This window comes from Sphingomonas sp. 66-10 (genome assembly GCF_001897045.1).
GTDB lineage: Bacteria > Pseudomonadota > Alphaproteobacteria > Sphingomonadales > Sphingomonadaceae > Sphingomonas > Sphingomonas lycopersici.
In genome coordinates this window covers 8603-23162 of sequence record NZ_MKRR01000133.1, presented here as the reverse complement: position 1 = coordinate 23162, position 14560 = coordinate 8603, and the positions used below count along the sequence as shown (strand labels likewise).

The window sequence follows — 14560 nt, the reverse complement described above, 5'->3', positions numbered from 1 at the left end:
CCCGCCGGCGGAACGGGCGACGGCGCAGGCGATCTACGCCACGGGGGTCAACGTCGGGCTGATGATCGCCTTTTTTGCGGGGGGCTGGATCGCCGACAATTACGGCTGGCGCGCCGCCTTCATCGCGGCGGGCGTGCCCGGCCTCGTGCTCACGCTGCTGGTGGTCCTGATCCTGCGTGATCCGCCGCGCGCTGTTGTCGCACGGACCGGCGCGGAGGCTCGGCTCGGCTTTCTGTGGCGACAGCGATCCTATCGTTACATCGTGCTCGGCACCGCGATGAGCGCCTTTTCCGGCTACGGCATCACCGCTTTCGTCCCCGCCTTCCTGATCCGTTCGCATGGCATGGGATCGACCGAGGTGGGGCTGATCTTCGCGCTGATCGTCGGTCTGGGAGGAGGGCTGGGCACCTATGCCACTGGCCGCATCGCCGATCTCGCCGCGCGGCGCGGCGGGATCCAGCGCAACCTGCTGGTGCCCGCGGTTGCGGCGATCATTGCCACGCCGTTCTGGGTGCCTTTCTTCCTTTCCGGCAAGGTCGCGGTCGCGATCGCGGCGGCGGTGATCCCGGTCTCGCTCAGCGCCTCGTTCATTGGGCCATGCGTCGCGACGATCCAGACGATTACCCCGCCCGCGATGCGCGCGCGGGCGGCGGCGATCCAATTGTTCGTCGGCAATCTGATCGGTCTCGGCCTCGGGCCTTTGGTGATCGGCGTGCTGAGCGACCTGCTGAGGCCGCTGCTGGGCGCGGATTCGCTACGTTATGCGATGTTCGCCGGCGTGGCAGCGGCCTTTGCCTCGATCCCCTTCTACCTCATCGCCGCGCGGCATGTTCCCGAGGATCTGGCGCGGCTCGACGCTTAACTGCCGCGCCTGAGCAATCGCCCGGCGCATGTGCCGGTTACGCCCTTCGCTTCGCGATAGGCGAGCCGCCCGTTGACCCAGGTGGCGACGACCCCGATCGACAGTCGCGTGGGCGCGGTGAAATCGGCCCGATCGATGACCCGCGCCGCATCGAACAAGGTGAGATCGGCATAGCCGCCCACCGCCAGCGTACCGCGATCCTTCATCCCGAAGGTGCGGGCGGTGAGCCCCGTCATCTTATGGATGGCGGTCTCGATCGGAAACAGCCCGAGCTCCCGGGCATAGTGGCCGAGCACGCGGGGAAAGGTTCCCCACAACCGAGGGTGCGGCCGCTCGTCGTGCGGCAGCCCGTCGCTGCCGATCATCGTCAGCCGATGTGCCATGATGTGTTGCACCTCGCGCTCGTCCATCGAGAAATAAACCGCGCCCGCCGGCACCAGCCGCGTCGCCGCCGCTGCCAGCGATACCCCCCATTCGGTCGCAATATCGGCGAGTGATTGCCCGGCGCGATCGGGGTGCGGTACCGACCAGCTGATCACCGTCTCGATATCGGCGCGGACCCAATCGGGGCGCAGCACGGTGCTGGACGCCGAATAGGGATAGACATCCAGCCCGATCGGGTGCCGCGCGGCGCAGGCGTCGATCATCGCCAGCGTCGCGTGCGATCTGCCGAAATTCTCCGGCGCGGTACATTTATGATGGCTGATGACGATCGGCAGGCCGCCCGTGATGCCGATCTCGATCGCCTCCGCGACGGCGGCCTCCACCCGATCGCCCTCGTCACGTAAATGGGTGACGTAGAGACCGCCGCGCGTCGCCGCGCATCGCGCCAACGCGGTCAGCTCGTCCAAATCCGCGCCGCCGCCGGGGGCGTACCACAGGCCGGTCGACAACCCCGCACCGCCCTGATCGAGCGCCTCGGCGAGCCGCGCCTCCATTCGGGCGATTTCGGTGGCGGTGGCGGCGCGCGCGGTGTCTCCGCCCATCGCCTCGATCCTGATCGGCATATGGCCGATGAGCGCGAGCGCATTCACCGCCGGCGGCGATTCCGCGAGCTGCGCGGCATAAATCGAGAAGCGCGGGAATCGCCACCAGCGCGCGTCGCCGAGCAGATCGAGCGGGGCGGGGGGGCGGCAATCGAACGCAACCGGCGAAAGGCTGATCCCGCAATTGCCGACCACCACCGTCGTCACGCCCTGCGACAGCTTGCACAGCATCGCGTCCGCGCCGCCGAGAATCAAACGATCGTCATGGGTATGGGCATCGATGAAACCGGGCGCGAGCGTCAGGCCGGCCGCGTCGATCTCCTCGCGCGCGCCGTCGATGCTGCCACCGATCGCGACGATCCGGTCGTCCTCGATCGCCACATCGGCGATGAAGCCGGGCGCGCCGGTTCCATCGATCACCGTGGCGTCGCGGATCGCGAGATCGATCACGAATCCTTTCCCAGCCGTTCGGCATTGGCCGTTTCGACCCAGCGGATCAGCCCCTCGTCCGCCAGATGCGCGATCGTCTCGCGCACGACCGCCGGCGGCTCGTCCTGTGCCAGCTTGAAGCGGGCATCGACCTTGGCGATCGTTGCAGTAAAACCGATCACGCGGTCGCGCAGCGCGGCATAGCGGTGCCCGATCTCGGCGACGCGCCAGCGGTCGGGCCGTCCCTGCTCCATGCGGTGGACCAGCAAGTTGACCGCGCGGTCGGTCAGATCGTCGCGGATCGTGATATCGGCGGTCAGCGTCGCGTTGACGTAAATCCAGGTCGGCGCGGAATCGCGATCGGCGTACCAGCTTGGCGAAACATAGGCATTCGGCCCCTGGAACAGGATCGCGGCGCGCGGCTGATTGCGAAGGCGCGCCGCCAACGGGTTCGTGCGCGCCATATGACCGAGCAGCACCATCGCGCCATTTTCCGGCCGTAACGGAACGAGCGGCAATTGGCTGCTCAATATTTCGCCGCCCGGATCGATGCTTACCAGCCACGCAAGCGGACAGGCCGTGACCAGCGCGGCGATGTCGTCCGGAGAGGAGGATGCATAAGACGAATTCACTCGACGCTCCGGGCTCGCCGTCGATCAACAACTTCGGCGGCACGATCCCGGCACGCAGCCACATCCGGCGAGGGGCTGCTTTGCATTTCGACCGGCCAATTGGCGAAATCGTCAACCGGACTGCAAAGCGCTTGCGCCGGGAGCGCCTATTCGGGTCAAGCCGCTGGAGGAAATGGTGATGAAGGTCGAAGCACGAACCGAGCAATGGGAGATGGCCGAGCCCTTCCGCATCTCGGGAGAGACATTCAGCCATGCCGAAATCGCGGTGATCACGATCGAGGATCGCGGTGTCGTCGGGCGCGGCGAAGCGTGTGGCGTATATTATCGCGACGATACCTCGGCACGCATCGTCGAACAGGTGACCGAGCTTGCGCCGATTCTGGCGGCTGGCGGGGTCGGCCGCGCTGAGCTTCAGCATTTGCTGCCAGCCGGCGGTGCGCGCAATGCGCTCGACGTCGCCTTGTGGGAAATCGAGGCCGGGCACGCCGGAAAACCCGTGTGGCAGCTTGCGGGGTTCGCCGAGATCCGATCGCTGCCGACGGTGTTCACGATCGGAGTCGCGTCGCCGGGTGAAATGGCACGCAAATCGGCGAGCATGCACCATGCGCACTCGATCAAGCTCAAGCTCGAAGGCGAGGGCGAGGATGCGGAACGGGTCAAGGCCGTGCGCGCCGCGCGGCCCGATGCGCAAATCGCCGTCGACGGGAACCGCGGGTTCGATGCGGAGTCTCTCGACGCGATCATGCCGACGTTGCGCGCCGCGGGGGTTATGCTGATCGAACAACCATTCGCGCTCGGGAAGGACGCGGACCTGCGGCACATCGATCGCACGATCCCGATCGCCGCGGATGAAAGCGTCCAGGACAGCAACGATCTGGAGCGGCTGATCGGGCTGGTCGATTTCGTCAACATCAAGCTCGACAAATGCGGCGGGCTGACCCACGCGCTGGAGATGGAGCGGACAGCGCGCGCAATGGGTTTCCGCGTCATGGTCGGGAATATGACCGGGACAAGCTGGTCGCAGGCGCCCGCATTCATTCTGGGCCAGCGATGCGACCTATGCGATCTGGACGGCCCGACATTTCTCGCCCGCGATCGCGTTCCAGGGGTCCGTTATGCGGATGGCATGGTTCACTGCCCCGATGATGTCTGGGGAAGAGGTCACGTCCGCTGAGTAGCCGGATTGAGCTTACGGCGCCACAAACTCAGGAAAAATAGGAGGTCAGTAGGCGTGCGCTGCGGACTCCCGAGGGCTTTTCCATGAAGCCGAAAGCTGAAACCGACGGAAGGTATTGGACGATGGCGTTCAAGTAACGGACAAGTAACAGCGAGGGTATTCTCCCCAGCAGCGCGTCATCATTCCTCGTTCGCTCGCTTCCGGTAATAACTCAGGTCGTCACCGAACATACCCCTTCGTCCCCGTCGCATCGGCCGTGCGCGTTATGTAGTGACCGGGGCCGCGCGGCCCCGGTCGGCTTTTCAATAGTCCATCGGCGACGTCGCCGCCGGCTTTTCGTCCTTGGGCAGCTCGGCCACCAGCGCCTCGGTCGTGATCAGCAGCGACGCCACCGAGGCGGCGTCCTGGAGCGCGGTGCGGACCACCTTGGCCGGATCGATCACGCCGGATTTGACGAGATCCTCATATTCGCCGGTGGCGGCGTTGAAGCCCCAATTATAATTGCCGTTCTCGAGCAGCTTGCCGACGATCCAGGCGCCGTCTTCGCCCGCATTGTCGGCGATCTGACGCGCGGGTGCGCGCAGGGCGCGTCGCACGATGTCGATCCCCGATTGCTGGTCGTCATTGGCAGCCTTGAGCGCATCGAGCGCCTTCAACGCGCGCAGCAGGGCAACGCCGCCGCCGGGAAGGATGCCTTCCTCGACCGCCGCGCGTGTCGCATGGAGCGCATCGTCGACCCGGTCTTTCTTCTCCTTGACCTCGACCTCGGTCGCCCCGCCGACACGGATCACCGCGACGCCCCCCGCGAGCTTCGCAAGCCGCTCCTGCAATTTCTCGCGGTCGTAATCGCTGGTGGTCGTCTCGATCTGCTGGCGGATCTGGGCGACGCGGCCGTCGATGTCGTCCTTCGCGCCCACCCCGTCGATGATCGTGGTATTGTCCTTGTCGATCGTCACCTTCCTGGCACGGCCGAGCATGGCGATCGTGACATTTTCGAGCTTGGTGCCGAGTTCCTCGGAGACGACATTGCCGCCGGTGAGGATCGCGATGTCTTCCAGCATCGCCTTGCGTCGGTCGCCGAACCCGGGCGCCTTGACCGCCGCGATCTTGAGCCCGCCGCGCAGCTTGTTGACGACGAGCGTCGCGAGCGCCTCGCCTTCGACATCCTCGGCGATGATGAGCAGTGGACGGCCCGATTGCACGACCTTCTCGAGCAGCGGCACGAGCGGCTGGAGATTGGCGAGCTTCTTCTCGTGGATCAGGATATAGGGCTCATCCAGTTCCACCTTGAGCTTCTCGGCGTCGGTGATGAAATAGGGCGAGAGATAGCCGCGGTCGAACTGCATGCCTTCGACCGTCTCGAGTTCGGTCGCGAGGCTTTTGGCCTCTTCGACCGTAATCACGCCCTCGTTGCCGACCTTCGCCATCGCTTCGGCCAGGATCTTGCCGACCTCCTCGTCGCCATTGGCCGAGATGGTCGCAACCTGGGCGATCTCGCTGTTGGCCGACACCTTTTTGGCGTGGCTCGCAAGATCGCTGACCACCGCGTTCACCGCCAGATCGATGCCGCGCTTGATATCCATCGGATTCATGCCCGCGGCGACCGCTTTGGAGCCCTCACGCACGATCGCCTGCGCCAGCACGGTCGCAGTGGTGGTGCCGTCGCCGGCCTTGTCATTCTGCTTGTTGGCGACCTCGCGCAGCATCTGCGCACCCATATTCTCGAACTTGTCGGCAAGTTCGATTTCCTTCGCCACCGTCACGCCATCCTTGGTGATGCGCGGCGCGCCGAAACTCTTGTCGATCACGACGTTGCGCCCCTTGGGGCCCAGCGTCACCTTCACTGCATTCGCAAGCGTATCCACGCCGCGCAGCATGCGATCACGCGCGTCCGACGCAAATTTCACTTCCTTGGCAGCCATCCTGGCTAACTCCTTTCTATCGATCCTTCCTGAGAGTTGGGAGGCGAGCCGCTTATGCCGCCCGCTTCAGTTCCGCGACGACCTCGACCACGCCGAGGATGTCGCTTTCCTTCATGATCAGCAGATCCTCGCCGTCGATCTTCACTTCGGTGCCGGACCATTTGCCGAATAGGATCCGGTCTCCGGCTTTGACCGAGAGCGCGGCATATTTTCCGGCATCGTCGCGCGTGCCAGGGCCGACGGCGACGACTTCGCCCTCCTGCGGCTTTTCCCTGGCGGTATCCGGAATGATGATGCCGCCCGAGGTTTTCTCCTCGGCTTCGAGGCGGCGGATGAGCACGCGGTCGTGCAAGGGGCGGAAATGCATGGCAAAACCTCCAGTTGCAAAACGAATGTCAATGTCCCCGTCGCCCCGTAGGAGGCGACGGGCAGCGATCAGCTAGGGCACCCATTTTTTGTGTTCAAGGGGCCGCTCGAAATTTTTTGGCAGTCGTGCCTCTTGAGTGCCAATTCCGCTGATTGCAATCGCTTAGCAGGCGATATCCCCCTCTTGACGCGACTCGCCTGCTTCCCAAATCTTTGCCCATCGCGGGCGCTCGTCGTCCCGCGGAGGAAAGGAGAGTTACGAGAGAGGACAGGGCTATGTCGGAACCGTTTTCACGTTTTCTGCACCCCTTCGACGTTGCGCACCATCCAAGCCTCGAACCGGAGGTGAAGCGCGCCATCCTCGCGTCCTGGGCATCGGACCGGCACGCGGTCCGCGACAGGCCGGCCGAGCGAAAGCCCCCGGGCGCGCGGCGCGCCGTTCCGATCGACGAACTGTTTGCCGCGATGCGGACGCTCGATCAGCGTCCGGGGCGGGAGCTATCCTCCTGATGACCGACCGGGCTTTCGTCGCTCAGCTCGAAGGCTATGGCGTGACGACGGCGGAGATTCATTATTATCGTCCGGATGCCCCGTCGTTGCTGCAGCTGTTCGTGTGGCAGGAATATGATCTTGCGCCGGACTTTCCGGTGCTGTTCGATTTCCTCGATCACTGGCAACGTGAGATCAAAGCGGCGCTCCATTCGGTTCGGATCGCGCATGACAAGCTCATCGGACCGCGGGAATGGCGCGCGGTGGATGGCATCATCGCGCTCCAGTGATCGAAGCGCGCTTTCGCTGGGGAAAGTTTGCGGCTGGGCGGGTGTCAGTGGAGATAACTGCCATCCGCCGGTCCGTCGAAGGCGAACCGGATCACGAGGCCTGCAAGAGCGACGCCCTCAATCGCCCCTGCGCCGCTTCTCGGAGATAGGGCGTGGCGCGGTGGCATCTCAGTCGAGCTTGATCATCTCGGCACTCCCGACGACCCGGTGATGCTCGACATGGTCGGGACGGGTCAGCAGGAAACGGTCGTCCTCGGGATAGTAACGCGCCACCTCGATGTCTCCCCCGGCAAAGGCGTGGATCACGTCGAGCGATTCCCACCAGCTGAGGGTGGTGACCTCGCTCTCGCCATTGCCGAGCGTGCGGACCAGCATCTGCGCACCGAGATTGCCCGGCGTCGCGCGATAGTCGTCGAGCCCGGTGCCGGCGATATAGGCGATATAGTCGGCCTCGTCGGCGGTACGGATGTGCGCCGACCAGCGGCGCAGGATGATTGTGTCGGACATGGGGCGATCCTCCTGTCGACAGTTTAAGAGACCGACTGCGCCTTCCGAAATCGAATGCGGCGGCACCGCGATAAGGCGGGATTATGATCGGTGATCGCCGAGTTATCGCGTGGTAGCAACCCGCCACCGAGGTGCCTTCAGCATGGCCAGCCCGTCCGGTGGGGGTGCGGTGTCGGTCATGATCGCTCCTTGCCGTCGCTCATCCATCCGCCGCCGAGGGCTCGGTAGGCGGCGACCGCCGCGCGGGCCTCTTCCGCCCGGACGCTCGCGAGGGTGTCCGAAGCGGCGAGCAGTTCGCGATCGGCGTCAGTCACCTCGATCAGCCCGACGATGCCGCCGGTATAGGCGTCCTGGGCTTGCGCGCGGGCGCGGCTGAGTGCGCTGACCTGTCGCTCCAGATTCGCCCGCTGCCTATGTGCCTCGCCCAGGCGCGACAGCGCGGTTTCGACCTCCTCGGCGGCGCGCAGCACGGTGCCGCGCCATGTCGCGAGCGCTTCGGCGCGATGGGCGCGGGCGCCCGCGACTTCGGCATCGACACGGCCGAAGTCGAACAGCCGCCAGCGCAAGGCCGCACCGCCTGAAGCCTGCACGGCGTTGCCGGTAAACAGATTGCCAGTACCGAGGCTGGCCACCCCGACCAGGCCGGACAGCGAGACATGCGGGTAATAGTCGGCGAGCGCCGCGCCGATCCGCGCATCGCTGGCGGCCACCCGGCGCTCGGCGGCGATGATGTCGGGTCGTCGGCGGAGCAGTTCGGCAGGCGCGGAACTGCCGGCAGGCATCGGCGCGGACGGAATGGGAGAGACGGGTTGGAGTGCGGCACGCTCGGTGCCGGGCTGCTGGCCGAGCAGCACATCCAGCCGGTTGAGCTGGGCGTCGATCGCCGCCCGCAGTGGCGCCGTCGATGCCTGGACCGCTTCCGCAGCCGCGCGCGCGCGATTGAGTTCGCGCTCGGCAGCCACGCCTTCGTCGACCCGCTGCCGCACCAGGGCAACGAGCGTCGTCTGGTTCGTTGCCTGTCGCTCGGCGACCTCGAGCCGCGCCTGGAGCCCGCGCAGCATAAGATAGGCGTCGGCGGTTTCGGCGGCGATCGCGACGCGGACCGCCGCTTCCTCAGCCTCGCTCGCCTCCAGCTCGCGCAGGCTGGCTTCCCGCAGACGTCGGTTGCCGCCGAAGAGATCGAGTTCCCAGCCCGCCTGGGCACCCACCGAATATTCGGTGTAGCCGCGGTCGAGCCCGAGCGCCTGGGTGACCCGGCCGATCGCCGTCTCCCGCGACTGGCTGATCGTTGTCACTCCTCCCGTGGCATCGACGTTCGGCAGCAGCGCGGCGCCGGTTGCCCTGGCTACGGCACGCGCCTGACCGATACGCGCGCGGGCGACCTCGATGTCGGGATTGTTCGCAATCGCGCGCGCGACCAGCTCGGCGAGCAGCGGATCATCGAAGCTCCGCCACCAGGCGGCCGTATCGCCGTGAGTGTCGATGGCACCGGCGCGGACGAAGGTCGGCGTCAGCGCTACAGACGGCGCGACATGGTTCGGGCCAACCGTGCAGGCGGTGAGCGCGGCGCAGGCCACGGCGGGCAGGGCGCGCTTCATCAATGCGCCTCGGCCGGCATGGCCGGCGCGTCGGCGGCTGGCAGGCGGCAGAACGGCACCAACACCAGCGCCGCGATGAACATCCACGCCATGATCCGGAACACCTCGTCAAATGCGATCGTCACCGCTTCGCGCGCAATCAGCCGGCCGAGCGTCGCCTGCGCCATCAACAGCGCGTGGTCGGGATCGGGGGTGATCGCGCTCATCCGCGCGGTGAGCGCCGCGAGCACATCGGGGGCGGCGCGATCGGGGGCGCCCAGTGCTTCCCCGAAGCGGAGCGCCTGTGTCCGTGTCGCATCGCCGAGCCAGGTGTTCACCGTCGCGATGCCGATCGCGCCGCCTAGATTACGCATCAGGTTGAAGAGGCCGGACGCATAGCGAAGCTCCGGCCCCTGGAACACCGACAGAGCGAGCCCGACGCTCGGCACGATGCACAGCATCACGAACAGGCCGCGCAGGAGCTGGGGCGCCAGCAACTCGTTAAAGCCCCAATTCGGTGCGACGTGCGAGGTCGCCCACAGGCTCCCGGCGAAGCCGACCAGCCCGATGGCGATGATGATCCGTCGATCGAACGCGTTCGAGGTGGCCGCTGCGATCACGGTGCTGACAAGCTGGGCGCCGCCCACAACGAATACCGTGGTGCCGATCTGCAGGCTGTCGAAGCCACGCACCCGGCCGAGGAACACCGGCAGCAGATAAGTTGACGCATAGATGCCGAAGCCGATCACGACGTTGAACACACAGGCGAAGGCAAAGGTCGGGCTGCGGAACGGTGACAGGCGCACGATCGGGTTGGCGGAATAGAAGGATCGCTCGAGGAACAGGCCGAACGCGACAAGCGCGATCCAGGCCACCATCATGATCCCGGGATCGCCGAACCAATCCTTTCGCGGACCTTCCTCAAGGACATATTGCAGGCCCGCGAGGGCGATCGCCATGCCGGCAAGCTGCGCCCAGTCGATACGCGCGAACATCGACGTGTCGGCGCGGTCGATGCGGATCAGGACAGTAGCGAGGACCGTAACCGCGGCGCCGGGCACGATATTGATGAAGAAGATCCAGCGCCAGTCGGCGGCGTGGGTGATGATGCCACCCACGGTCGGTCCGATCGTCGGTGCGAGCACCGAGACGACGCCGAGGATCGCCGGGATCATCGCGCGTTGTTTGCCCTCGAACAGGGTGAAGCCGACCGCGAACACCGTCGGCACCATGGCGCCGCCGACGAAGCCCTGGATGGCGCGAAAGGCGATCATCGACTCGATGTCCCAGGCGAGACCGCAGGCGATGCTCGCCAGAGTGAAGAGTCCGGCCGAGGCGGCGAACAGCCAGCGCGTCGACATCGCCTGGCTGAGGAACGCCGACAGCGGGATCATCACCAGCTCGGCCATCAGATAAGCGGTTTGGACCCAGCTGATCTCGTCTGGCGCGGCGGATAGGCCGGCCTGCACCTCGTTGAGCGAGGCGGCCACGATCTGGATGTCGAGCAAGGCCATGAACTGGCCGAAGGCGAGCACCGCGAAGATCAGGAACTTGCGCGAGTTTGGCAGCGCGGCCGGGCTCGCCGCCGCTTCGCGGTGCTGCCCGCTCGCGCTGTCGATCACCGCACTTGCCACCACCGAAGACTCGCCTTGAAGGATTACGATCATAATATTATGGTCATAATCTCAATCTGGCAAGCGGGTAGCTATGAGCGAATATCTGGAACCGACAAACTCGACGGCGGCAGCACCCAGGCGTTCGCGGCTTGCCGGCCGTCGCGCCCTTATCGCGGTGGCGGTGGCGTCGCTGGTCGGTCTTGCGGGAATCCTGTGGATTCTTGCCCCGGCGCGGTCGCACAGCACGGACGACGCCTATGTCGGCGCCGACGCCACCACGGTCGCCCCGCGTGTTCGCGGCTTCCTTGCGCGCGTGCTGGTGAGCGACAACCAGTCGGTTCATCGCGGTCAGCCCCTGATCGAGATCGATCCCGAGGAGTTCGACGCGCGTATCGCCTCGGCGCGTGCTGCCTTTATCGACGCCCAAGCGGGGCTGGACTCGGCGCGTGCGGCGCTCGCCAGTCTGGATCAGGACGAGCGGCTGTCGCGCGCCCAGGTCGACATGGCCCGCACCGGCATCCGCGCAGCCACCGCGCAAGCCGCGCTGGCGACGGCGGACCGGCGTCGCTATGCCGCGCTCGCCGAGACCGGCGCCGCGCCGCGCCGCGAGGCGGACAGCTTTTCGACCGCCGCGATCGCCTCGTCACAGGAGGCTGCGCGGGCGGCCGCGCAGCTACGCGTCGCACAGGAAAATGCCGGGGTCACGAGCGCGCGTCGTGCCGGCTTGCGAGCCGACGTCCGCGCTGCCGAGGCCAAGGTAGCGCAGGCGCGCGCTGCCCTTGATCTTGCCTTGCAGGATCGCCGTCACGCCGTGATCCTTGCGCCAATTGACGGCGTGGTCGGCAGTCTGCAGGCGCGACCCGGCGATTACGTCCAACCCGGCTCCCGCCTGCTGATGCTCGTGCCGATGAACACGCTCTATGCGACCGCCTTCTTCAAGGAGACGCAGATCACCCATATGCATCCGGGACAGCCTGCCTCGATTGCAGTCGATGCGCTGCCCGGCGTGAAACTGAGCGGCCGCGTCGAAAGCCTCGCACCGGGAACGGGCGCAAATTTCGCGCTCCTCCCGTTCGAGCCCGGAACCGGCAACTTCACGAAGATCGTCCAACGGGTCGGGGTCAAGATCCGCTTCGACCCCCGCCAAAGCGATGTCGCGCGGCTGCGTCCCGGCCTTTCGATCACCGCGACGGTGCGAGTCGACGGACGGTGAGGCGCTTGTCCCGATGAACCACACACTTAAATGACTGGCTGATGCGATACGATGCCAACCATAAGCGCAAGACGCGCGACCTCATCCTGACCGAAGCGGCCAAGGTCCTGCGTACGGCCGGACCCGAGAAGCTGAGCGTGGCCGAGGTCATGCGGGCGGCCGGCATGACCGTTGGCGGCTTTTATGCGCACTTCAAGTCGAAGGACGACCTGCTCGCGCACGCCGTCGAGACGGCCATCGCCGACTTTAACGCGGTTGTGGAGCGGGCCGAGACCGATGCCCCACCGGCTGACCGCTTCGAGCGGCTCGTTCGCTTCTACCTCTCACGCCGGCACCGGGACGCCCCCGAGGCCGGCTGCCCGTTGCCGAGCCTTGGCGGCTACGTTGCCGGGATGGACACGGAGGCGCGTCGCCGCTTCGGTGCAGGTCTCGACATCCTGACGAGCCGGCTGGAACGGCTGCTGAGCGCGATGCAGGTTGAGCAGCCCGAGGAGGCCGCGAGTTCGGTCGCAGCGGAGATGATCGGCGCGATCACGCTCGCCCGCGCGGCGATGGGCAGCGGTCAGTCCGATGCGATTTTGAGGCGGTCGAAAGACGCCATCCTTTCGCGCTACGTGCCGCGGCAGGCCGACTGAAGAGAGGATCTCGGCCGCTGAGTCTCCGACGTGGAGCTAGGCTAGGCGGAGGCGATGTAGCCCAATTCAACCCGTCGCGGTGTCCGCCAAATCGGCGGCAGGCCAGGTCGGGGTCGCGCACGCTCTCGCCGCTCTACGCAGGTGAAAGCGAGCTGGCGCATTCTGGGGCGGTAGCCGCAGTCGTCGAGGTAGAGGGCTATCGATTGCCTAATACCTACTTATCCGATAGGAATATAGCTCTGCTTGGCGTGGTCAGAGCAAGCCTTTTGCCCGCCGATGCGTGAGCCGTGTCAGGATCGCGCGCGTTGAGAGGATGAGGAGCAGCGCCATGGCCACCGCCTTTCGGGTCAGTACCGACTTTCAGGAACACGCCGCGAGTCGCGGTATCTCCATCACGCTGCCCACGCCCACGATCGGTGCGGAAATAGCGGGAATTGACCTCAATCTGCCGCTCAAGAGCGCTGACGTGGAGATCATTCGCGAGGCATGGCTGACGCGGAAGGTCATCTTCTTCCGCGATCAGGATATCAGTTACGAGAGCCATTTGCGGCTCGGTCGGCTGTTTGGCGAGCTCGAAGGGCACCCGGTGATTCCCCATGTCGAGGGACATCCCGAAATACTCATCATCCAGGGCGTCGAGGGTGTGAAGCTGACCGAAGAGTCGCTAATCCCGTTCAAGGCGGCGAACAAGTGGCATACCGACGTGACGTTTCGCGAGCGCCCGTCAATCGCCTCGATCCTGCGCGCGCGGCTGTTGCCTCCGCTGGGCGGCGACACGATCTGGTCGGACGCAGCGGCGGCGTACGAGGGCCTGCCGATCGCGGTCAAGGAGCGGATCGAGAATCTCGACGCCGAGCACGACATCGTCCGCAGTTTTGGCGGGCGCGTCACCGAGGAGAAGCGCGCCCAGCTTGCGCGTGATTTTCCGCCGGTGCGGCACCCGGTCGTCCGCACGCACCCGGAGACCGGCGAGAAGATATTGTACGTCAATTACACTTTTACGACGCGCATTCTGGGCGTGAGCGACCAGGATAGCGACCGCCTGCTCCGAACCCTTTTCGACCGCATCAAGGTGCCTGAATATCAGGTCCGGTTCCGGTGGACGCCTCACGCAATCGGCATCTGGGACAACCGGTCGACGCAGCATTACGCGGTCGGGGACTATTGGCCGGCCGACAGGATACTCGAGCGCGTCACTGTTTCTGGCGATATTGTCACGCCCTGAGCGGGCCTCTCATGAGCGGTAGCGATCCGATCCTCCGGAAATGGACCGGCGGGCGGCACCCAGCCTGTTTGAAAGCAGTCGTCGGTAGCAGCACGAATCGCCCGAGACGAGGCGCAGCCGCTCCTTAACCCGACGGTGTCTCGCGCCACGCTCGAGGAAATATCGGCGACACAGGCGCCCGGCATTGTGGTGATAGAGGTCTGGGGGCACCGCTGCATGTGCTTTGCTACGCCCGATTTTGTACAGCGGTCGCCCGAGGACGGCCCGCTTCAGAGGGAGGGAATGGCCGGCTCCGCCGTGACGGGTTAAGGGGGGCGAGAGAGGCTCGCTGCCGGCCCGTTCACGGAGAGTGGCAATGGCATACCAGCCACAGGCCGGCGGCCGTCAGGGCAGTCGACCAATCACTATGTGTAGAACATTGCGCGGATTATCGCTGAGCTCGAAGCCGGAGGCCTTCGCTGGGTTCGGCCTTGAACAGTGCGGGCCGGGCTCGGTATGCCCTATAATGCTGTGTCGGAAAGGCGTTACAGCAGGATCAATGTTCTTACGCTTTGGCATGCGGTCGTCGAACGCGGATTTCGGACTCACGCGTTTCTGACATTTCGCCAGGGGATGACGCGGATATTTGTTTGGC

Annotated in this window: 15 protein-coding genes; 8 read left to right on the top strand and 7 right to left on the bottom strand. The window is 65.6% G+C overall.

What is annotated here, in order from left to right:
• The first annotated feature begins 61 nt into the window (after positions 1–61).
• Entirely contained in the window at positions 62–862 is an 801-nt protein-coding gene (locus BGN95_RS14065; RefSeq protein WP_286773007.1) for an MFS transporter, read from the top strand.
• Here BGN95_RS14065 and BGN95_RS14060 read toward each other — a convergent pair.
• Both BGN95_RS14060 and BGN95_RS14055 read right to left on the bottom strand, forming a co-directional pair.
• A complete protein-coding gene (locus BGN95_RS14060) occupies positions 859–2298 on the bottom strand; it encodes an N-acyl-D-amino-acid deacylase family protein (RefSeq protein ID WP_286773006.1) in 1440 nt (479 codons plus the stop codon). The two genes, BGN95_RS14065 and BGN95_RS14060, sit on opposite strands and share 4 nt — an antisense overlap.
• Positions 2295–2909, bottom strand: coding sequence for an FMN-binding negative transcriptional regulator (locus tag BGN95_RS14055; protein WP_286773005.1), 615 nt, complete (start codon positions 2907–2909; stop codon positions 2295–2297). Before BGN95_RS14055 ends, BGN95_RS14060 begins: the two co-directional genes overlap by 4 nt.
• Positions 2910–3087: 178 nt before the next feature.
• Here BGN95_RS14055 and BGN95_RS14050 point away from each other — a divergent pair, with 178 nt between their 5' ends.
• Positions 3088–4083, top strand: coding sequence for a dipeptide epimerase (locus tag BGN95_RS14050; protein WP_286773004.1), 996 nt, complete (start codon positions 3088–3090; stop codon positions 4081–4083).
• Positions 4084–4388: 305 nt separating this feature from the next.
• Here the strand turns inward: BGN95_RS14050 and groL are convergent, their stop codons facing one another.
• A complete protein-coding gene (gene groL / locus BGN95_RS14045; RefSeq protein WP_286773003.1) occupies positions 4389–6008 on the bottom strand; it encodes a chaperonin GroEL in 1620 nt (539 codons plus the stop codon).
• Between the two features lie 52 nt (positions 6009–6060).
• On the bottom strand, positions 6061–6375 hold the full coding sequence (gene groES / locus BGN95_RS14040) for a co-chaperone GroES (protein WP_265312632.1): 315 nt from the start codon (positions 6373–6375) through the stop codon (positions 6061–6063).
• Positions 6376–6650: 275 nt separating this feature from the next.
• On the opposite strand from groES, the gene BGN95_RS14035 reads away from it, so the two are divergent.
• Positions 6651–6884 carry a hypothetical protein gene (locus BGN95_RS14035; RefSeq protein WP_265312631.1) on the top strand — a complete coding sequence of 78 codons (234 nt, stop codon included), beginning with the start codon at positions 6651–6653 and terminating at the stop codon, positions 6882–6884.
• On the top strand, positions 6884–7153 hold the full coding sequence (locus BGN95_RS14030) for an usg protein (RefSeq protein ID WP_286773002.1): 270 nt from the start codon (positions 6884–6886) through the stop codon (positions 7151–7153). Before BGN95_RS14035 ends, BGN95_RS14030 begins: the two co-directional genes overlap by 1 nt.
• A 168-nt stretch (positions 7154–7321) precedes the next feature.
• Here the strand turns inward: BGN95_RS14030 and BGN95_RS14025 are convergent, their stop codons facing one another.
• The 3 genes from BGN95_RS14025 to BGN95_RS14015 form a co-directional block, all read right to left on the bottom strand.
• Positions 7322–7660: a hypothetical protein gene (locus BGN95_RS14025; protein WP_286773001.1), complete on the bottom strand. Its 339-nt coding sequence runs from the start codon at positions 7658–7660 to the stop codon at positions 7322–7324.
• 176 nt (positions 7661–7836) lie between these two features.
• A complete protein-coding gene (locus BGN95_RS14020) occupies positions 7837–9258 on the bottom strand; it encodes an efflux transporter outer membrane subunit (protein ID WP_286773000.1) in 1422 nt (473 codons plus the stop codon).
• Positions 9258–10874 (bottom strand): DHA2 family efflux MFS transporter permease subunit, encoded by a 1617-nt coding sequence (locus tag BGN95_RS14015; RefSeq protein WP_286772999.1) that lies wholly within the window; start codon positions 10872–10874, stop codon positions 9258–9260. Before BGN95_RS14015 ends, BGN95_RS14020 begins: the two co-directional genes overlap by 1 nt.
• A 70-nt stretch (positions 10875–10944) precedes the next feature.
• Here BGN95_RS14015 and BGN95_RS14010 point away from each other — a divergent pair, with 70 nt between their 5' ends.
• From BGN95_RS14010 to BGN95_RS13995, 4 genes are all read left to right on the top strand, one after another.
• Positions 10945–12066 carry an HlyD family secretion protein gene (locus BGN95_RS14010; protein ID WP_286772998.1) on the top strand — a complete coding sequence of 374 codons (1122 nt, stop codon included), beginning with the start codon at positions 10945–10947 and terminating at the stop codon, positions 12064–12066.
• 41 nt (positions 12067–12107) lie between these two features.
• Positions 12108–12701, top strand: a complete 594-nt coding sequence (locus tag BGN95_RS14005) for a TetR/AcrR family transcriptional regulator (protein ID WP_286772997.1) — start codon at positions 12108–12110, stop codon at positions 12699–12701.
• A gap of 328 nt (positions 12702–13029) precedes the next feature.
• Positions 13030–13926 carry a TauD/TfdA dioxygenase family protein gene (locus BGN95_RS14000; RefSeq protein ID WP_286772996.1) on the top strand — a complete coding sequence of 299 codons (897 nt, stop codon included), beginning with the start codon at positions 13030–13032 and terminating at the stop codon, positions 13924–13926.
• 495 nt (positions 13927–14421) lie between these two features.
• Positions 14422–14560, top strand: a 139-nt coding sequence (locus BGN95_RS13995; protein WP_286773328.1) for an ArdC-like ssDNA-binding domain-containing protein, incomplete at its 3' end; no start/stop codon positions are given.